The sequence below is a fragment of the Streptomyces sp. NPDC005195 genome (assembly GCF_040608315.1).
Lineage (GTDB): Bacteria > Actinomycetota > Actinomycetes > Streptomycetales > Streptomycetaceae > Streptomyces > Streptomyces kaempferi.
Genome location: NZ_JBEXHZ010000004.1, coordinates 312,081 through 331,978, shown reverse-complemented (window position 1 = coordinate 331,978; position 19,898 = coordinate 312,081). Strand labels below are relative to the sequence as shown.

The following is a 19,898-nucleotide window of genomic DNA, read 5'->3' as shown; positions in this document are numbered from 1 at the left end:
GGCCGCGATGGCCGTGGCCATGCCGGAGGGCGGTGTGTCCCCGCGTGCCCGCATGGTGTGGTCGGTCCGTGCCAAGGTTTCCGTATCCCCGTATCCCCGTGTCCCGTCGGGCCCGCCGGGGCGGTTGCGCCCGGTGGGCCCGTCGGGCCGGTCGTGACCATCGGTCACGGTCAGCGCTTGCGGCGGACGGTGTCGCCGGGGCCTGCCGGGACAGGGCTGGCCACACCACTGGGTACACGCAGCGCGGGAGCCGGAGCGGCTGCCTTCGCGGTGCCGGTGCCGGTGGCGGTGGGGGCCGCGGGCGTGCCCTGCGTGGTCAGTTGCAGGGTGATCGAGGCCTGCAGCAGGCCGGGCGTGGTCCAGCCGGACAGCTGTCCGGCGTAGGCGGTGCCGAAGGCGGTGCTGCCGAGCAGCTGCTGCTGGGTGGTGCCGGCGGGCATGGTCGCGCTGGTCTGGGTGCCGCTCGGCGAGGTGATGGTGACCGTGTTGCCGATCCGGTAGGCGGTGACCTGGTTGTTCTTCACCGCGGCGGCCCAGGCGGCACGGTTCTTCAGCTCGGTGCCGATGTCTTTCAGCCGCAGGTTCACCAACGGGGTGTTGGCGGCGTAGAGGCTGCTGTAGTCGCCCAGGATCTTGTTCAGCACCGGGTAGGCGATGCGGTCCTCGGCGAGGTTCGACTGGTGCATGTACACCGGCCGGGGATCGTTGGACAGCGCGTGCCCGAGGGCGATGCGGCTCTCCAGCGGGACGATGTACGACGTGTAGCCGGTCTGGGGGTCCAGCGGGGCGCTCAGGCAGGTGGTGGTCGCGGAGCCCTCGCAGATGCCGCTGCCGCCGTTGGCCCTGCTGGTGTAGATGTAGTTGTACTCGTCCACTTCCTCGGCCGCGCGGCCCGCGTTGTAGTAGACGTTCATCGGGAAGCGCGGCGCGGTGAGGGCGGAGCCGATCTGACGCTGCTGCGGGTCCCGGGAGTTGTCGCTGGCCAGCCACTTCACCCCGGTGGAGTTCAGGGACGGGGCCAGGTTGGGGTTGTCGGTGGGCTGCTGCGGCAGCACCTTCATCCCGGAGTGCTCACCGGTGACCAGTTCCGTGTTGTCGAGGGCGAGGCCCTTGCCGCCCGCCCAGGTGCGGTTCTGGGTGATCTGCGAGGTGATGTCGGCCTGGCTGACCCACTTGACCTTTCCACTCGCGTCGGTGGAGCACTTCCACGGCACCACGCTGACGTCCTGGACGCAGCCCAGGAACGGGTGCTGGTAGGTGTGGTTGACCCAGCGGTAGGCGTTCTTGTCGGCGATGAGCTGGGTCGCCGCCGGGTCGGCGCCACCGTGTTCCGCCTTGTAGTCCTCGCTGCCGCCGCCGTTGAACACCATGTCCAGGGTGAGCCCGTGGCCGGCGGACCACTGCTTGGCGTACTGGGCGTCCGCCGGCGTCATCCGGATCGGGTCGGGGGTGGCGCCCTCGCCCGGGGCGCAGTCCACGTCTCCGGGGGTGCAGTTGAGCGAGGTGTTCCACCGGTCGTCGCCGAGGAAGACGTCGTCGATGTGGACCGCGAAGTAGTTGCGGTCGGCGCCCAGGTGGATGCCCTGGGTCAGCCACTCGACAATGCCCCGGGTGAGCAGCCGGTACTGCTCCTGGTACTGGTTGTAGACGAAGTTGACGACCAGTTCCCGGCGCCCGTCGTGGGCGTACTCGCCGACGAGCGAGCCGCGCGCGGAGCTGCCCGGGATCGGGGCGTCCACATAGCTGGTGAACGTGGCCCCGGCCTGCTGCTGGGCGAGCGGCACCGCCAGATAGCCGTAACTCTCGGACACGTCGGGCGCGTTGTCCTCGAAGGGGACGTTCCCGTCGAGGTAGCCGAAGGGGCCGGCCTTCCCCGTGGACGTCACCTGGGCGGTGGCGCCGTCGAGCGAGCCGATGTACCCGGGCGACTGCGCGTAGTTCAGCCCGACCTCGGGCCTGGCGTAGGTGTAGGCGTCGGCCTGCCGGATGCCGAAGGTCTGCTCGAAGGTCGCGAGGGCCGTCATCTCGGCGGACCCCGCTCCGAACGGGTTGTCGTTCGGCAGCACGACGGCCTGGTACTTGGCCCTGGGACGGCCGCTGACGGTATCGCTCAGGAAGGCGGCGTTGATCTGCGGCCGCCCGCTGTCGGCCAGGTTGACCCTGGTGTAGGGGGTGCCAGCCGAGTCGAGTTCGGCGGTGATGGCTCCGGTGGCCGGACCCCCGTCATCGACGACGAGCACCTTCAGGTCGATCCTCGGCTCCAGCGTGGCCGCTTTCGCAGCTATGGGCGACGTGACGAGTGCGAGCACGGCAGCGCTGCCGCACACACCGGATTTCAACAGCATGCGACGCATGATGAACTCCCCCCAACGCCGCGGGTCAGCGCGGCGCGGAATAACAGTGGATCAGATATGGATCAGACGGCGATAGAAATTGCGCAGGGTTGCATGCTTGCGGACACGACCGTGTCGGCAGCGAATACAACCGCGTATACGTGAATCCCCCGATCCCCGCGCCCCCATCGCCCAGAGGTATATCACCTCCGGCCTACCGCCGAGAATTATCGCCTGCCGCATCACAGACGCGCGTGAGCCCGTCCTACGGAATCTCGGAGCGTGCGATTACACCTCGCCGAATGAGCAAATGATCAATAACATATGCAGCTCAGAGCGCATTCATCACGTGAGCGAAGCGCCGGGGAGAGCGTCGGAACCTCGCCCGACACTTCACCGACCGGCCACTAATCGGATCACCCGAAGGTGTGATCCGACGAGATGGCCGTACGAATTTTCCCCGCATCCGCTAAACGACCCTGCGCCCTGGATCCGGGCCAGATCCTTCAGGCAGCTGAGGCGGCGCGGCCTACCGCCGATCCTGCGACGTTATCGCCAATCGGCTACTGAGTGCACCCACGATGATGATCATCACCGGCGAAGGCAGCGATGCCGAAGTTGCTAATCGCCTCGCCCCAGGAGAAGCCTCCGTCCCAGCATGTTTCGACGTAGTACGACACCGAGGCGGAGAGCCCGGTGACTATCGCGCTGCACAGGGCGAAGACCACGGTGGCCACGGCACCGCAGAAGACCTCGCCGACCGCCTCGGTACCGTGCTCGGTGGCCCAGACGGCCGCCTTGCACGCGGCCTTCTTGATCGGGTGCTTCCATGACGGGCACTGGCCGCTTGTGTCGGCGCAGTTGACCGGGTCGCCGTTGCAGTAGTCGTACGGGTTCGCGCTACCGCCCGCGACGGAGTCGGTCTGGAGGAATGGCCAGTAGTGGGGTGGTAGAGGCGCAGCCCCACCAGGGTGAGGCCCCCACCCCGTGCCGATCCCGCCCGCGTTCATCCCGTATCTGCTCGCGCACAAGGCACAGCAGGACGAATTGCGAGAGGCGGCCGGCGAACTCTGGCAAGGAGCACCAAGCCGTTTTCACCCGGGCCGGGCCGACGGGCGCCCCATCGACCCGCGGGACGACTGGGAAGAGTTCAAGGAGCTACTGGCGGAGGCAGGCATTGCCGACCGTCGCCTCTACGACGGGAGCCGCCACAGGGCCGGCACGATCCTGAACGAACTCGGGGTGGACATGCCCACGATCATCGAGATCTTGCGGCACACCCGGATCAGCCAGACCCGCCGCTACGTCAAGGCCCGCTCGCACCTCTCGAAGGACGCCATGCGCCGCATGGGGGACGCCTTCATGCCGCGCCCGGAACCCGCCCCGGAACATCAGCCGGAACCCCATCCTGAACCGTCCATTGAGACCAGAATGGAGACCAGGGACAGCCGCACGGTCCGCGCACGGCGTCGTCGCCGCATCCAGCAAAAGCAAAAGCCCCAGGTCACGGCGAGTGAGAATCCTGGGGCTTCTACAGAGCCGCCTTCGGGATTCGAACCCGAGACCTACGCATTACGAGTGCGTTGCTCTGGCCATCTGAGCTAAGGCGGCACGCTGTCCGCACTATGGTGCGATCAGCAACGTCGGTAAGTCTACACAGTTTCCGAGAGTGCTCCGTACACGCCCCGGAGGGCCCGGATCCGGGGCGTGGGGGAGGGCTATGAGCAGCGCTTTCCCTTGGGTGGAGGGGTGCCGTCGAGGAGGTAGCGGTTGATCGCGGTGTCGATGCAGACGCTGCCGCGGCCGTAGGCGGTGTGGCCGTCGCCGACGTAGGTCAGGAGCGTGGCGGAGGAGAGCTGCCTGGCGAGGGACTTGGCCCAGGCGTAGGGGGTGGCCGGGTCCCGGGTGGTGCCGACCACCAGGATCGGGCCCGCGCCCTTCGCCTCGATGCGGTGGGGCTCCCCCGTCGGTTTCACGGGCCAGTACGCGCAGTTCAGGGAGGCCCAGGCCAGGCCGTCGCCGAAGACAGGGGATGCCTTCTCGAAGGCGGGGAGGCTCTTCTCCAGTTGGTCGGGGGTCGAGAAGGCGGCGGGGAGGTCGAGGCAGTTCACGGCCGCGTTGGCGTACATCAGGTTCGTGTAGTGACCCTTGGCGTCACGCTCGTAGTAGCTGTCGGAGAGGGCGAGCAGGCCCGCCCCGTCCTTGTGCTTCATCGCCGCGCTGAGCGCCTCGCGCAGCTGGGGCCAGGCCGCCTCGTCGTACATCGCCGCGATCACGCCCGTCGTCGCGAGCGACTCGGTGAGTTGGCGGCGGTCCGCGTCGCCCGTCGGGATCGGGTCCGAGTCGAGCTTCTTGAAGAAGGCGCTGAGGTTCTTGCCCACCTGGTCCGGGCTGGTTCCCCGGCCGCCCAGGGGGCAGCCGCTGTGGCGCACGCAGTCCTTCGCGAAGGACTGGAAGGCCGTCTCGAAGCCCGCCGTCTGGTCCTCGTTGAGCTTGCGGGCGGTGATCGAGGGGTCCAGCGCGCCGTCCAGGACCATACGGCCCACCCGCTGCGGGTACAGACCCGCGTACGTCGCTCCCAGGAAGGTCCCGTACGACGCTCCCACGTAGTTCAGCTTCTGGTCGCCCAGAACCGCACGCAAGATGTCCATGTCACGGGCCGCCTCGACCGTGGAGACATGACGCAGCACCTTGGGCGAGTGCCGGGCACACCCCACGGCGAACTTCTTGTAGGCGTCGACCAGTTCGGCCGTCTCCCGTGTGTTGTCGGGCGTCATGTCCGTCTTCGTGAACGCGTCCATCTCCGGGCCGCTGAGACATTCGACCGGCTCACTGCGGGCCACTCCGCGCGGGTCGACCGCGACCATGTCGTAACGGGCGCGGACCTGCGCCGGGTAGCCGAGCCCCGCGTACGACTGCAGGTATCCGACCGCCGAGCCGCCCGGACCACCCGGGTTGACCAGGAGCGAGCCGATCCGCTTCCCCGGACCTGTGGCCTTCTTGCGGGCCACGGCCAGTTTGATGGCGCCCGAGGCCGGGTCGTCGTAGTCGAGCGGCACCTTCATCGTGGTGCATTCGAAGCCGGGCGCACCGCAGGAGCGCCAGGCCGGCTTCTGCTCGTAGTACGGCGTCAGCGTCGCGGGCGTGGTGCGGGGCAGTGGGGTCAGCACCGCCTCCGCCGTCGTCGGTGCCGACGCCGTCGTGGTGAGACTCTCCGTGGAGCAGGCGGAGACGAGCAGCGTCGCGGCGGCCAGCAGCATGCCGCCCCTGCGGAGGGGCCTGAGGATGCGCCTGAAGTACATTCCGCGAGCGTAACCTCGCGTGCTCGATTGATCACCTTGAGTGGCATACGCGCCTCGTACGAGTGACATCGTCAACCCCGCACACTCCGTGCCCTGAGGACCTGGCCCCGTCTGCCCGCCCTGCCGCGTCCCGACGGTCGCGTCAGACCGAACGCCGTATCCCGACGGTCGCGTCAGCCCGCGCGCAGCGCCATCGTCATCGCCTCCACCGCCAGCAGCGGCGCCACATTGCGGTCGAGGGCCTCGCGGCACGCGGCGATGGCGTCGATCCGGCGCAGGGTCGCCTCCGGCGAGCCGCCGCGGGCCAGTCTCTCCAGCACATCCCCGGAATCCGCGTTGGCGATGGCCAGGCGGGAGCCGAGCTGGAGGGCGAGGACGTCGCGGTAGAAGCCCGTGAGGTCGATGAGCGCCAGGTCCAGGCTGTCGCGCTGGGTGCGCGTTCTGCGGCGCTTCTGCCGGTCCTCCAGCTCCTTCATGACGCCCGCGGTGCCGCGCGGCATGCGGCCGCCCTGCGCCGCGCCGAGGGCGGTCTTCAACTCCTCGGTCTCCTTCACGTCGACCTCCTCGGCGAGCTGCTTCGCGTCCTCCGACGCGGTGTCGACCAGCTCCTGGGCCGCCCTGAGACAACTTCCGACGTCGTCGACCCGGAGGGGGAGCCTGAGGACGGCGGCCCGGCGCTCACGGGCACGCGGATCCGTGGCGAGGCGCCGGGCCCGCCCGATGTGCCCCTGGGTCGCGCTCGCGGCGGCCGCGGCGACAACGGGGTCGATGCCGTCACGCCGTACGAGGATGTCGGCGACCGCTTCCACCGGTGGCGTGCGCAGGGTCAGCAGGCGGCAGCGGGAGCGGATGGTGGGCAGGACGTCCTCGATGGAGGGCGCGCACAGCAGCCAGACCGTACGCGGCGCCGGCTCCTCGACGGCCTTCAGCAGCACATTGCCCGCACCCTCCGTCAGCCGGTCCGCGTCCTCCAGGACGATGACCTGCCAGCGGCCGACGGCGGGCGACATCTGGGCGCGGCGGACCAGGTCACGGGTCTCCTTCACACCGATGGAGAGGAGGTCGGTGCGGACGATCTGCACATCGGCATGCGTCCCGATCAGGCTGGTGTGGCAGCCGTCGCAGAAGCCGCAGCCCGGGACTCCGCCCAGCGCGCGGTCGGGGCTCACGCACTGAAGCGCCGCGGCGAAGGCGCGCGCCGCGGTGGAACGGCCGGAGCCGGGCGGGCCGGTGAACAGCCAGGCGTGGGTCATCCTGGACGCCTCGGGGGGCGGGGTGGCCCCGGCGACCGCCGTGACCAGGGCGTCGGCGTCACGCGCGGCGGCGGCGAGCTGCTCGCTCACCTTGTCCTGGCCCACCAGGTCGTCCCATACGGGCACGGGGCACCGCCCTTTCGTCGCACTTTGCCTTGCCGCGTCCATTGTGCGGGTCGCCACTGACAACGGGCCCCGGACCGGGGATCACCCGGCGGAGGCCGTGGCGCTCGGCGATCCCGTCCGGCCCGCGCCGGCCGAGCGCAGTCGATATCGGCTGATCACGACCGATCACGGCCACCAGCCTCACCGATCGCGACCACCGCACCCCCGGCGGATCGTCCCCGCCGGGCTCCCGGGCTCCCGGGCTCACGGGCTCACGAGGACCGCACCCGGCGGTCACCCCACCCGCTCCCGCGGCGATGACCGCCCCGGACAGCGGCGGCCACCGCCCTGGATTCAGCGACGATTCCCGCCGCGTCCCTCGCGTCCGCGTCCGTCACGCCCCTCGTCCGCTTCGTCGTCGTCCCGCGGGCCCAGCAGCTCGTCCGCGAGGGTCGGGAGATCGTCGAGCGGTGTCTCCTCGGCCCAGTCGGGACGCGGGCGGCGGCGGGGCGTGCCCGAGGCGTCCACCTGGGGCAACTCGCGGGTACGGTCGACCCCGTCGTCGGGCCGCTGCGCCGCCTGCCGCTCGTCCCGGAAGAAGCCCGGGGGCACCCGGCCGGCGGGGTCCCCGGCCGCATCCCTACCGCTGCCGCTGCCCCTGTCCCTGTTCGAGCCCCTGTCCGAGCCCCTGTCCGAGTCCGAGTCCCTGTCCCGTACGGGAGGCAGAACCGCCGTCTCGTCGGCCGCGCGGGGGGTCACCGGCGGCAGGACGGCCGTCTCGTCCGTGGCTCGCCCGACCGGCGGCAGCACCGTCGTCCGCTCCGCGGTGTCCTCCGGCACGGGCGGCTTCGGCAGCTTGGCCGTCTCCTCGGAGTCGGACCGGGAACCGCGGTTGCCCCTGTCCCGCACCGGCGACAGCACCGCGGTGTCGTCCACGGCACCACCCGACGCGTTCGGGGGCGCGACGACCGGCGTGGGCACGGTCGTCTCGTTGTCGGACCGGGTGCCGGTGCCGGCCGGAGCGGCAGCCCGCGCCGAGGCCGGAGTCGTGGTCGGAGCGGATGCCGATGGCGTGGCGGATGCCGAAGCCCCCGCGGACGGGGCGGCCCCGGTGGAAGGAGCAGCCCCGGTGGAAGGCGAGGACGCCGCCGCGCTCGCCGCGGCTGCGGCCGCGGCCGAAGCGGCCGCCGTCTCCGCCGCGGCGCGCCGTGCCCGCTCCGCGCGCAGCAGCGCCTCCTCGGCCTTGCGCTGCTTCTCCAGACGCCGGGTCTCCGCCTCGGCGCGCAGCCGGGCCTCCTCCTCGGCCTGCTTGCGCAGCCGTTCCTGCTCGGCGGCCCTGACCTTCTCCTCGGCCAGCAGACGGGCCCGCTCCTCCTCGGCCCGGCGGCGGGCGTCCTCGGCACGCTGCCGGGCCTCCTCCGCCTGCCGCTCCGCCTCGCGACGCTGGGCCTCCTCCAGCTCGCGCTGCTTGCGTTCCTCTTCCTCCGCGCGCAACCGGGCGAGCTGTTCCTGGCGCTCGCGCTCCTGGCGCTCCTCCTCGGCCTTGCGGGCGGCCTCTTCCTCGGCCTTGCGCCGGGCCTCCTCCTCGGCCGCCTTGCGCGCCTCCTCCTGGGCCTTCACCTCGGCCTCGGAGAGGGGCAGCATCACGTCGAGACGGTGCCGGACGACAGTGGTGACCGCCTCGGGCTCCTGCGCGGCGTCGACGACCAGGTAGCGGCCGGGGTCGGCCGCGGCCAGCGTCAGGAAACCGGACCGTACGCGCGTGTGGAACTCGACGGGCTCCGATTCCAGCCGGTCCGGCGCCTCCGTGAACCGCTCGCGCGCCGCCTCCGGGGAGACGTCGAGGAGGACCGTGAGGTGCGGCACCAGTCCGTCGGTCGCCCACCGGTTGATGCGGGCGATCTCGGTCGGCGACAGGTCGCGGCCCGCGCCCTGGTAGGCGACCGAGGAGTCGATGTAGCGGTCGGAGATGACGACGGCACCACGCTCCAGAGCGGGCCGCACCACGGTGTCCACGTGCTCCGCGCGGTCGGCGGCGTACAGCAGCGCCTCCGCGCGGTGCGACAGACCCGCCGACGAGACGTCCAGCAGGATGGACCGCAGCCGCTTGCCGACCGGTGTGGCACCGGGCTCGCGGGTCACCACGACCTCGTGGCCCTTGGCCCGGATCCACTCGGCGAGCGCCTCGGCCTGGGTCGACTTCCCGGCCCCGTCACCGCCCTCCAGGGCGATGAAGAACCCGTTCCCGGCGGGCGTCGGCAGCGGGTCGTCGCCGCCGCGCAGCGCGTCCAGCAGGTCATGGCGCAGCGGCACGCCCGCGCGGTCGTCGACCTTGGCGAGCACCAGGGCGGCGACGGGCAGCAGCAGGGCGCCCACCAGCATCAGGGTGAAGGCGGCGCCGCCGTGCGCGAACACGAACTTGCCGTTCTCCAGGCGGTGCGGTCCGATCGCCGCGGCCACCAGGGGTGCCAGCAGGACGCCGAGCGCCACGGAGACCCGTACGACCGCGTGCAGGTGTTCGGTGGTGCGCGGCCGCCGGTACTCCTCGGTCTCCTGGTCGAGCAGCGCGTGCCCGGTGTTCGCGGCGACACCCGCGCCGGCGCCGGCGAGGGCGACGATCAGCAGCACGCTGGTGACATCCGGGACCAGTCCGGCGGCCAGCAAGGCGATACCGGTGAAGGCGATCGCGAGGGAGAGCAGCCGGCGGCGGGACAGCGAAGGCAGCACCTTGGCGGCGTTGCGGATACCGACGACGACGCCGCCGGTCAGCGCCAGCACCAGCAGCCCGTACATGACCGGTCCGCCGCCCAGGTCCTTGGCCTGCAGCACGGAGACCGCGACGGCGGCCGCGATCGCCGCGGCGACCGCCGCGCAGGCGAGCACCAGGAGCGGGATCACGCCGGTACGGCCCTTGTCGACACCGGTGCCCGTCCTGGGCCGACGCAGGCCTTCCAGGGGCGAGCGGGCGCGGGGGGTGCGGGTGTCGGGCAGTTCGAGGAACGTGAGCACGGAGAGCGAGGCGGCGAACAGCCCGGCGGCGACGTACGAGGCGAGCGCCCCCTGATGCTGGTCGAACCAGGCGATCCCGGCCCCCAGCAGGTTGTTGACAAGAGACACCACGACGAGCGCCGCGGCCGCGAGCGGCACCGCCACGAACGCGGTGCGCAGGGACAGGCGCCGCAGCGCGTCCATGTGGTCCGGCAGCGGGCGCACGGTGGCGCCCTCCAGGGGCGGCGCCGGCAGCAGCGCGGGGGCCGCGCCCTCCCGGCTCACCGTCCAGAAGCGCTCGGCCACACCGGTCACGAACGCGACGACCAGGAGGATGGCGAGGGCGTCGTCCGGTGTCCAGTCGATCCACAGGGGCGCGACGATCAGCAGCAGGGTGCGCAGGCCGTCGGCGCCGACCATGGTCCAGCGCCTGTCGAGCGGGCCGTCCTTCGACGTCAGCGAGGTGAGCGGGCCCAACAGGACCGCTCCGAAGAGCAGCGTCGCGAGCACACGCGCCGCGAAGACCGCGGACACCGCGAGGGCCACGCCGCGGTAGCCACCGCCGAAGGAACCCTCCGCGACCGCCGCCTGGAGGACGAGAACGACCAGCACAAGCAGGGCCAGGGCGTCGGCCACACTCCCTACGAGGTGGGCGCCCCACAGGCGTTTCAGCTGCGGCTGGCGCAGCAGCGCGCGCACGGCGCGCTCGCGCGAATCCGCGACCAGGGCGTCGTCGGGGGCCGGAGTGTGGGCCGTAGGCTGCTCGGCTCGCGTCATCCTGTAAGCCTATCGGGACCCACTGACTGTCCGAAGGGGTGCCCGAACATGTGGACGCCCCCACACCGGAAGGTACGGGGGCGTCCACATCTGCCGGGCGGTACCGGCCCGGCCTCAGCTCTCGGAACCGGCCGTCTTCTTGGCGGCGGTCTTCTTGGCGGGCGCCTTCTTGGCGGCCGTACTCGACGTCGTCGTCTTCTTCGCGGCGGCCTTCTTGGCAGGGGCCTTCTTGGTGGCCGTCTTCTTGGCGACGGCCTTCTTCGCGGTCTTCTTGGCCGGCGCCTTGGCACGCTTCTCGGCGAGCAGCTCGAAGCCGCGCTCCGGAGTGATGTCCTCGACACTGTCGCCGGACCGCAGGGTCGCGTTGGTCTCGCCGTCGGTCACGTACGGCCCGAAACGGCCGTCCTTGACGACGACGGGCTTCGCGCTGACCGGGTCCTCGCCCAGCTCCTTCAGCGGCGGCTTGGCGGCCGCACGGCCCCGCTGCTTGGGCTGGGAGTAGATCTCCAGCGCCTCTTCGAGCGTGATGGTGAAGAGCTGGTCCTCGGTCTGGAGGGAGCGCGAGTCCGTGCCCTTCTTCAGGTACGGCCCGTAGCGCCCGTTCTGCGAGGTGATCTCCACGCCCTCGGCGTCCTTGCCGACGACGCGCGGCAGGGACATCAGTTTGAGGGCGTCCTGAAGGGTCACCGTGTCCAGCGTCATGGACTTGAAGAGGGACGCGGTGCGCGGTTTGACGGCGTTCTTGCCCGTCTTCGGGGTGCCCTCGGGAAGTACCTCGGTGACGTACGGGCCGTAGCGGCCGTCCCGCGCGATGATCTCGTGGCCCGACTCGGGGTCGGTGCCGAGTTCGAAGTCGCCGCTGGGCTTGGCGAGCAGTTCCTCCGCCAGTTCCACGGAGAGCTCGTCCGGGGCCAGCTCCTCGGGCACGTCGGCGCGCTGGTGGTTCTCGGAGTCCTTCTCGCCGCGCTCGACGTACGGGCCGTAGCGGCCGACGCGGAGCACGATGTCGTTGCCGACGGGGAAGGACGACACCTCGCGGGCGTCGATGGCGCCCAGGTCGGTGACGAGCTCCTTGAGACCGCCCAGGTGGTCGCCGTCGCCGTTGCCCGCCTCGGCGGCACCGGTGGCCTCGCCCTCGCCGAAGTAGAAGCGCCTGAGCCACGGCACGGCACGGGCCTCGCCCCGCGCGATGCGGTCGAGGTCGTCCTCCATCTTGGCGGTGAAGTCGTAGTCGACGAGCCGCCCGAAGTGCTTCTCCAGGAGGTTGACGACGGCGAAGCTCAGGAAGGACGGCACCAGGGCGGTGCCCTTCTTGAAGACGTAGCCGCGGTCGAGGATCGTGCCGATGATCGACGCGTACGTCGACGGGCGGCCGATCTCGCGCTCTTCGAGCTCCTTGACCAGCGAGGCCTCGGTGTAGCGGGCCGGAGGCTTGGTGGAGTGGCCGTCCACCGTGATCTCCTCGGCGGACAGCGGGTCGCCCTCGCCGACCTGGGGGAGACGGCTCTCGCGGTCGTCGAGTTCGGCGTTCGGGTCGTCCGCGCCTTCGACGTAGGCCTTGAGGAAGCCGTGGAAGGTGATCGTCTTGCCGGACGCGCTGAACTCGGCGTCGCGGCCGTCGGCGGCGGTGCCGGCGATCTTCACCGTGACGGAGTTGCCGACCGCGTCCTTCATCTGGGAGGCGACGGTCCGCTTCCAGATCAGCTCGTACAGCTTGAACTGGTCGCCGGTCAGACCCGTCTCGGCCGGGGTGCGGAAACGATCACCCGAGGGGCGGATCGCCTCGTGCGCCTCCTGCGCGTTCTTGACCTTTCCGGCGTACGTGCGCGGCTGGGCCGGCAGGTAGTCGGCGCCGTACAGCTGCGTGACCTGGGTGCGGGCGGCGGTGATGGCCGTCTCCGAGAGGGTCGTGGAGTCCGTACGCATGTACGTGATGAAGCCGTTCTCGTACAGCTTCTGGGCCACCTGCATGGTGGCCTTCGCGCCGAAGCCGAGCTTGCGCGAGGCCTCCTGCTGGAGCGTCGTCGTGCGGAACGGCGCGTACGGCGAACGGCGGTAGGGCTTGGACTCGACCGAGCGGACCGAGAAGTCCGTGTTCTCCAGGGCGGCGGCGAGCGCGCGGGCGTTCGCCTCGTCCAGATGGAGTGTGTTGGCGCCCTTCGACTGGCCGAGCGAGTCGAAGTCGCGGCCCTGGGCGACGCGCTTGCCGTCGACCGCGGTCAGGCGGGCGACCAGGGCGGACGGGTCGGAGGCGTCCCCACGGCGGCCGGTGCCGAAGGTGCCGGTCAGGTCCCAGTACTCGGCGGACCGGAAGGCGATGCGCTCGCGCTCCCGCTCGACGACGAGGCGGGTCGCCACGGACTGGACACGGCCAGCCGACAGGCGCGGCATGACCTTCTTCCACAGGACCGGTGAGACCTCGTAGCCGTAGAGGCGGTCCAGGATGCGGCGGGTCTCCTGGGCGTCGACCATGCGCTGGTTGAGCTCGCGCGGATTGGCGACAGCGCTGCGGATCGCGTCCTTGGTGATCTCGTGGAAGACCATCCGGTGGACGGGAACCTTGGGCTTCAGCACCTCCAGGAGGTGCCACGCGATGGCTTCGCCCTCGCGGTCCTCATCGGTGGCGAGGAAGAGCTCGTCGGAGTCGCGCAGCAGGTCCTTGAGCTTCTTGACCTGGGCTTTCTTGTCGGCGTTGACCACGTAGATGGGCTGGAAGTCGTTCTCGACGTCCACTCCGAGGCGGCGCACCTCGCCGGTGTACTCCTCCGGCACCTCCGCCGCGCCGTTGGGGAGGTCGCGGATGTGCCCGACGCTCGCTTCGACGACATAGCCGGGGCCGAGATAGCCCTTGATCGTCTTCGCTTTGGCAGGCGACTCGACGATGACGAGTCGGCGGCCGCCGTGTGCGGTGTCGCTGGTCGGGGACAACTTCGCTCTTCTCTCCGGTCGACGCAGGGGGTCTCCCCAGGCCTGGGTCCCGGGGGTCGGGTCGTGCTGACGCTGCGGAGTGTGACGGTACATCCCGCCCCCGTGTCAAACGGGAAAAGCCCGCAACGGCCACTCGAACGGTAACCCGACTACCGCCATTCCTGCCGCCCGGAGTACGCAGCCGCCCTTTCGGCCCTAACCGGAGCGTGACCCCCCGGTTACCGGGGGTCGGGCCCTCACACGCGCGTGAAACACCACATCCCGAGTGCCAGCGCACCCGCTCCGGCAACGCTCGCGACCGTCGCCGATGCGACGCGGTTCACACCGACGGCGATGGGCTCACCCTGCCGCAGCCGCACCACCGTCCACGCCAGCAGCGCGCCTCCGAACAGGGCGAACACCGTGCCCACGAAGATCGCCGGTCCACTTTCCATCGATATGCCCTTCCGCCCCGAGTCCTAGGGTCGGGACGTTGGCACGCCGCGGAAGCGACTGTGCGAATCTGCGGTGAACGCAGGGCGGACGGCACCCCATCGGCGGGCCCGGACGGCTCGGACCGTGCCCCGGTGCGGGCGCCCTCCGGGGCGTCCTCGGGTGGCTGGAGCGATCCGCCGGGCGCGTGAGTGTGGTGAATTCGTCGTTCGCCGTTCCCGGCGCTCACCCTCACCGACCGGCTCACCCCCGCCGGCCGGCCTGTCGCGGGTCCGTGGACGCGCCCGCTCCCCCGGCCGGCCGGGGACACACCCGCGCGTGGATCGCCCGGAACGTCCGGCGCCGGACGTATGTTGGCCGAATTCGCATCCCGGTCAAGGCCAGGCCCCCGGTGAGGGTCCTGGCGGGGGACCCTTGGAGGACGGTCCTGACGGGAAGCCCCGGAGGAGGATCTCGACCGGGGCCCCGGGGGCAGGATCCGAGACGGTGCCCGACAGGGCATCCGGTGCCCGGCGGAGCGTCCGATCCCCCGGAGCGTCGGGTGCCCTACGGAGCGTCGGGTGCCCGACGGAGCTTCCGGTGCCCGGTGGTGCGCGTGCCGGTGGCCACCGTCAGGCGCGTCCCTCGTCACTCCGCGAGCTCGAGGAACCCCTGTTCCACCAGCAGCCGGATCTGGCCGGGTGTCCGGTCGCGCAGCAACACCGGGTCCTCGCCGACCAGTTGGGCGATGGCGTCGAGAATCCGCCCGGCGCTCAGCGTGCCGTCGCACACGCCCGCGAAGCCCGCGCCGACCGTGTCCACCTTGGTGGCGCGCCGCATCCCGCGGTTCTGGCGCAGCACCACGTGTTCCGGGTCCTCGGCGCCGGGCAGCCCGACCTGCTCCTGGACCACCTCGGCGGTGAGCCTGAAGTGCCCCGCGAGCAACGCCGCGTCGTCACTGGCCCGCAGGAAGTCGACACGGGCGAAGTGCGCGCGCACGGTGTCTCCGAGCGGCTGTTCGACGGGGTGCGGCCACTCCTCGACGGTGATCGAGGGCTCGGCGGCCGCCGTTCTGCGCAACGTGATCCACCCGAAGCCGACCGCCTTGACCTTGCGCGCCTCGAACTCGTCCAGCCACGCGTCGTACCGTGCCTGGTACTCGGCCGGGTCGGAACGGTGGTCGCCCGCGTCGCGCAGCCACAACTCCGCGTACTGCGTGATGTCCTGGACCTCGCGCTGCACGATCCACGCGTCACAGCCGCGCGGCACCCAGGAGCGCAGCCGGTCCTGCCAGTCCTCGCCCTCCACGTGCTGCCAGTTGGCCAGGAACTGCGCGTATCCCCCTTCGTTCAGCCGGTCCCCCGCCTGCTGAACGAGCGTGCGGCACAGATCGTCCCCGCCCATGCCGCCGTCGCGGTAGGTGAGGCGGGCGTCGGGCGAGATCACGAAGGGCGGGTTGGAGACGATCAGGTCGTACGTCTCGTCGTCCGCGACCGGCTCGAAGAGCGAGCCCTCGCGCAGATCGGCCGCCGGGGCGCCGGACAGCGCCAGGGTGAGCGCGGTGATGTGCAACGCGCGCGGGTTGAGGTCGGTCGCGGTCACACGGGTGGCGTGCTGGACCGCGTGCAGGGCCTGGATGCCGGAGCCGGTGCCGAGATCGAGCGCGGCGGCGACGGGCTCGCGGACCGTGATGCCGGCCAGGGTCGTGGACGCGCCGCCCACACCGAGGACGACGCCTTCCTCACGGCTTCCGATGCCGCCCGCGCCGCCGACGGCGCACCCGAGGTCGGACACGATGAACCAGTCCTCGCCGGCCGGTCCCCCGTACGGCCGGACGTCCACCGTCGCGGTGACCTCGTCCCCGCCCACCCGGGTGAGCCAGCCGCTCTCCAGGCAGTCCTCCACCGGCAGCACGTCCGTCACGCGCGCGTGCGGCACGGGCTGCTGCAGCAGGAACAGCCGGACGAGCGCCTCCAGCGGTGTGTCCCCGCGGGTCGCCCGGAGCGCGGGGACGGTCTCGCTGCGCGCCAGGGCCGCGTAGGCGGGTGCGCCGAGCAGGTCGAGCATTCCGTCGGCGGTGAACGAGGCGCCGAGCAGGGCGTCCCGCAGCCGAGCGGCGACGTCGACGCGGTCGGACGAGGGCAACGGTGACAGGCTGGTGTGACTCACATCCCCCATTGTGTCCGCTCCCGCCGACCGGCACGCACTCCTGTGGACAGCGGCACGCACTCCTGTGGACAGCCTCCTGTGGACAGCGGCGCGCACCCCTGTGGACACCCATGCCGGGGACCCGGTACGCGGGCGTACCGGGTCCTGGTCCGGACGTGTGTCGGATCCCCGCCGGGCTGGCGGCCGCGCGCCGGCCCGCCGCTCAGCCCTGGGCCGCCGAGGGCGACGACGCCGACTTGCAGCTCGCCTGCTTCGCCATCGCCTTGCCCACGTCGCCCTCCTCCAGCTTCTTCAGCGCGTCGTTGCCGCTCTGGCTCAGCTTGGCGAGCTGCGTCGCGATGCCCTTGAGGCCGTCCGCGAACTTCGCCTGGTCCTTCGTGTCGAGCCCGTCGACCTGCTTCTTGAGGGCGGCGTAGGACGCGGAGATGCCGTTGAGTTCCTTCACGGCGTCCGTCTGCTTCTTCTTGCCGTCGGTGACGTCGGGCGCGCCGGCGCCGTCGACGGCGGCGCCGATCGCCTTGTAGGCGTCGGACATGTCCTGGAAGGCCTGCGCGTCCGTCTTCCGGACGGCGTCCGGCGCGCTGTTGTCCGAGGTCTCCTTCTGGATCGCGGCGTTGGCGGCCTCGATCTTCTTGGCCTGCGGCTGCACCGCGTCACAGACCTGCTTGGCCCAGGAGTTCAGCTTGTCGTCGTTGCCGTTGTCGCTGCTGCATCCCGACAGCGCCAGTGCCAGTACCGCACCGCCGGACAGTACGGCCGTGAGCTTCTTGTTCACCGGATTGGTCCCTTCCATGGCTCTCGGCCCCGGAACATACACGCCATCCGGGCGACATCCGCGGGCCGTGCGACCGGTTCACCCATTATTAGGGCCATTTGCACCAAGCGAGAGAAGGCTCACGGCGAGGGTGTGAACACACACAAGGCGGGCGGGCGGCGTATCAAAACGCGCCGCCCGCCCGCCCGTTGGCCAGTACCTGACCAGATGGAGAACCCTGGAGCTACGAAACCACCGCCGCATCCGGCGACTTGGAGACCCGTTCCGCGTCCTCCTCGTCGCCCACGGCGATCCCGCGTCGCTTCGAGATGTACACCGCGACCACGATCACGAGCAGCGAGAGCACCGCGATCAGGAAGCGCAGAGCGAGGTTCTTGTCGTCGCCGTACGAGAACCTGACGACCGCCGGCGCGATCAGCAGCGCCACCAGGTTCATCACCTTCAGAAGCGGGTTGATCGCCGGTCCCGCGGTGTCCTTGAAGGGGTCACCGACGGTGTCGCCGATCACCGTGGCGGCGTGCGCCTCGCTGCCCTTGCCGCCGTGGTGACCGTCCTCCACGAGTTTCTTCGCGTTGTCCCACGCGCCGCCGGAGTTGGCGAGGAAGACGGCCATCAGGGTGCCGGTGCCGATCGCTCCCGCGAGATACGAGCCGAGCGCGCCGACACCGAGGGTGAAGCCGATGGCGATGGGCGCCAGGACGGCGAGCAGACCCGGGGTGGCCAGCTCCCGCAGGGCGTCCTTGGTGCAGATGTCGACGACCCGCCCGTATTCGGGCTTCTCCGTGTAGTCCATGATCCCGGGGTGCTCGCGGAACTGCCGCCGCACCTCGTAGACCACGGCCCCCGCGGAGCGCGACACGGCGTTGATCGCGAGGCCCGAGAAGAGGAACACGACGGCCGCGCCGGCGATCAGGCCCACCAGGTTGTTGGGCTGGGAGATGTCCATCATCAGGTTCAACGGCGCGCCGGGCCCGGAGACCTTCTCGCCCACGTCGTTCGCGGCCGACAGGATCGCGTCCCGGTAGGACCCGAAGAGCGCCGAGGCGGCGAGGACGGCCGTGGCGATGGCGATGCCCTTGGTGATGGCCTTGGTGGTGTTGCCCACCGCGTCCAGGTCGGTGAGCACCTGGGCGCCCGCGCCCGTGACGTCGCCGGACATCTCCGCGATGCCCTGGGCGTTGTCGGAGACCGGGCCGAAGGTGTCCATGGCGACGATGACACCGACCGTGGTGAGCAGGCCGGTCCCGGCGAGCGCCACGGCGAAGAGCGCCAGCGTGATGGACGCGCCGCCGAGCAGGAAGGCCCCGTACACGCCGAGGCCGATCAGCAGGGCGGTGTAGACGGCCGATTCGAGACCGATGGAGATACCGGCGAGGACGACGGTGGCCGCACCGGTGAGCGAGCTCTTGCCGATGTCCCGTACGGGACGACGGGTGGTCTCCGTGAAGTAGCCGGTCAGCTGCTGGATCAGCGCGGCCAGCACGATGCCGATCGCGACGGCCACCAGCGCGAGGATCCGCGGATCGCCGCTCTTCGCCTTGATCGCCGCGTCCGTGACGCCGTCCAGGCCGGAGTACTTCCCCGGCAGGTAGACGAAGACGGCCACCGCGACCAGCACCAGCGAGATCACCGCGGAGACGAAGAAGCCACGGTTGATCGCGGACATGCCGCTGCGGTCGGAACGGCGTGGTGCCACCGCGAAGATGCCGACCATGGCCGTGAGGACGCCGATCGCGGGCACGATCAGCGGGAAAGCGAGCCCGGAGTCGCCGAACGCCGCCTTGCCGAGGATCAGCGCGGCGACGAGCGTGACGGCGTACGACTCGAAGAGGTCCGCGGCCATGCCGGCGCAGTCACCGACGTTGTCACCGACGTTGTCGGCGATGGTCGCGGCGTTGCGCGGGTCGTCCTCCGGGATGCCCTGCTCGACCTTGCCGACCAGGTCGGCGCCGACGTCGGCGGCCTTGGTGAAGATGCCGCCGCCGACACGCATGAACATGGCGATCAGCGCGGCGCCGAGTCCGAATCCCTCCAGGACCTTCGGCGCGTCGGCCGCGTAGACCAGCACCACACAGGAGGCGCCCAGCAGACCGAGCCCCACCGTGAACATGCCGACGACGCCGCCCGTACGGAATGCGATCTTCATGGCTTTGTGCGAGACGGCGGTGAGATCCTTTTCGGGTTCCCCCGCGGCCGGAGTCGCTTCCCGTGCCGCGGCGGCCACGCGGACATTGCTCCGGACGGCGAGCCACATGCCGATATATCCGGTGGTCGCCGAGAACACCGCGCCGATCAAGAAGAAGATCGATCTTCCCGCGCGCTGATTCCAGTCGTCCGCGGGCAGCAGCATGAGCAGGAAGAACACCACGGAGGCGAATACCGCCAGAGTGCGCAACTGCCGCCCCAGGTAGGCGTTCGCGCCTTCCTGGACCGCCGCCGCGATCTCCTTCATGCTGTCGGTGCCCTCGCCGGCCGCGAGCACTTGCCGTACCAGGACCCCGGCGACCGCCAGGGCCGCCAGCGCGACGACGCCGATGACCATCACGATCATGCGGTTGTCGTCGGTCAGGACTGCGGCTGCGAAGGTTGTGGGATGGTCAAACTGATGAGGGGTAGAAAGCCCCGCCATTCGTCCTCCTTGACGCCTGTGCTGAGCTCAAGATGTGGACGGATTGTAGGTACCGGGACCTGATCAAAACAGTACGCGGTAAACGGAATTTGCCTTCACATCCCCGTCAGCAAATGATCGACGGGTGTTCACAGAACCCAAAAGAGGTAATGCCCCAAAAGCGTTGACCCTTGATCAAATAATCGCGTGATTGATCGTGAACCAATTCACGAAAGGCCCGCGCAGTCA

At 70.5% G+C, this 19,898-nt stretch carries 10 protein-coding genes, 1 tRNA gene and 1 pseudogene; 1 reads left to right on the top strand and 11 read right to left on the bottom strand.

Annotated features, from left to right (window positions below; genetic code table 11):
* Positions 1-170 precede the first annotated feature (170 nt).
* Both ABZV34_RS07745 and ABZV34_RS07740 read right to left on the bottom strand, forming a co-directional pair.
* On the bottom strand, positions 171-2,354 hold the full coding sequence (locus ABZV34_RS07745) for a hypothetical protein (protein ID WP_356272289.1): 2,184 nt from the start codon (positions 2,352-2,354) through the stop codon (positions 171-173).
* A gap of 542 nt (positions 2,355-2,896) precedes the next feature.
* Positions 2,897-3,343 carry a hypothetical protein gene (locus ABZV34_RS07740; protein WP_356272287.1) on the bottom strand — a complete coding sequence of 149 codons (447 nt, stop codon included), beginning with the start codon at positions 3,341-3,343 and terminating at the stop codon, positions 2,897-2,899.
* Between ABZV34_RS07740 and ABZV34_RS07735 the strand changes: the two are divergent.
* Positions 3,321-3,818: pseudogene (locus ABZV34_RS07735) on the top strand (tyrosine-type recombinase/integrase); the annotation flags it as partial. The gene ABZV34_RS07740 and the pseudogene ABZV34_RS07735 overlap by 23 nt on opposite strands.
* Before the next feature lie 52 nt (positions 3,819-3,870).
* On the opposite strand, the gene ABZV34_RS07730 reads toward ABZV34_RS07735, so the two are convergent.
* From ABZV34_RS07730 to ABZV34_RS07690, 9 genes are all read right to left on the bottom strand, one after another.
* Positions 3,871-3,944: transfer RNA gene (locus ABZV34_RS07730), tRNA-Thr, on the bottom strand.
* A gap of 107 nt (positions 3,945-4,051) precedes the next feature.
* Entirely contained in the window at positions 4,052-5,635 is a 1,584-nt protein-coding gene (locus tag ABZV34_RS07725) for an alpha/beta hydrolase (protein WP_356272285.1), read from the bottom strand.
* A gap of 173 nt (positions 5,636-5,808) precedes the next feature.
* On the bottom strand, positions 5,809-7,014 hold the full coding sequence (locus ABZV34_RS07720; protein ID WP_356272283.1) for a DNA polymerase III subunit delta': 1,206 nt from the start codon (positions 7,012-7,014) through the stop codon (positions 5,809-5,811).
* A 333-nt stretch (positions 7,015-7,347) separates the two neighbouring features.
* Complete coding sequence (gene tmk, locus ABZV34_RS07715) at positions 7,348-10,758, bottom strand: dTMP kinase (protein WP_356272281.1); 3,411 nt, start codon at positions 10,756-10,758, stop codon at positions 7,348-7,350.
* Between the two features lie 114 nt (positions 10,759-10,872).
* Positions 10,873-13,686, bottom strand: a complete 2,814-nt coding sequence (gene topA, locus ABZV34_RS07710; protein WP_356272279.1) for a type I DNA topoisomerase — start codon at positions 13,684-13,686, stop codon at positions 10,873-10,875.
* A gap of 236 nt (positions 13,687-13,922) precedes the next feature.
* The gene (locus tag ABZV34_RS07705) at positions 13,923-14,120 is read right to left on the bottom strand and encodes a hypothetical protein (protein ID WP_168529291.1); all 198 of its coding nucleotides are present in this window, start codon (positions 14,118-14,120) and stop codon (positions 13,923-13,925) included.
* Between the two features lie 625 nt (positions 14,121-14,745).
* Complete coding sequence (locus tag ABZV34_RS07700; RefSeq protein WP_356272277.1) at positions 14,746-16,266, bottom strand: class I SAM-dependent methyltransferase; 1,521 nt, start codon at positions 16,264-16,266, stop codon at positions 14,746-14,748.
* Between the two features lie 202 nt (positions 16,267-16,468).
* Positions 16,469-17,059 (bottom strand): small secreted protein, encoded by a 591-nt coding sequence (locus ABZV34_RS07695; protein ID WP_356272275.1) that lies wholly within the window; start codon positions 17,057-17,059, stop codon positions 16,469-16,471.
* A gap of 205 nt (positions 17,060-17,264) precedes the next feature.
* Positions 17,265-19,670, bottom strand: coding sequence for a sodium-translocating pyrophosphatase (locus ABZV34_RS07690; RefSeq protein WP_356272273.1), 2,406 nt, complete (start codon positions 19,668-19,670; stop codon positions 17,265-17,267).
* Positions 19,671-19,898 lie beyond the last annotated feature (228 nt).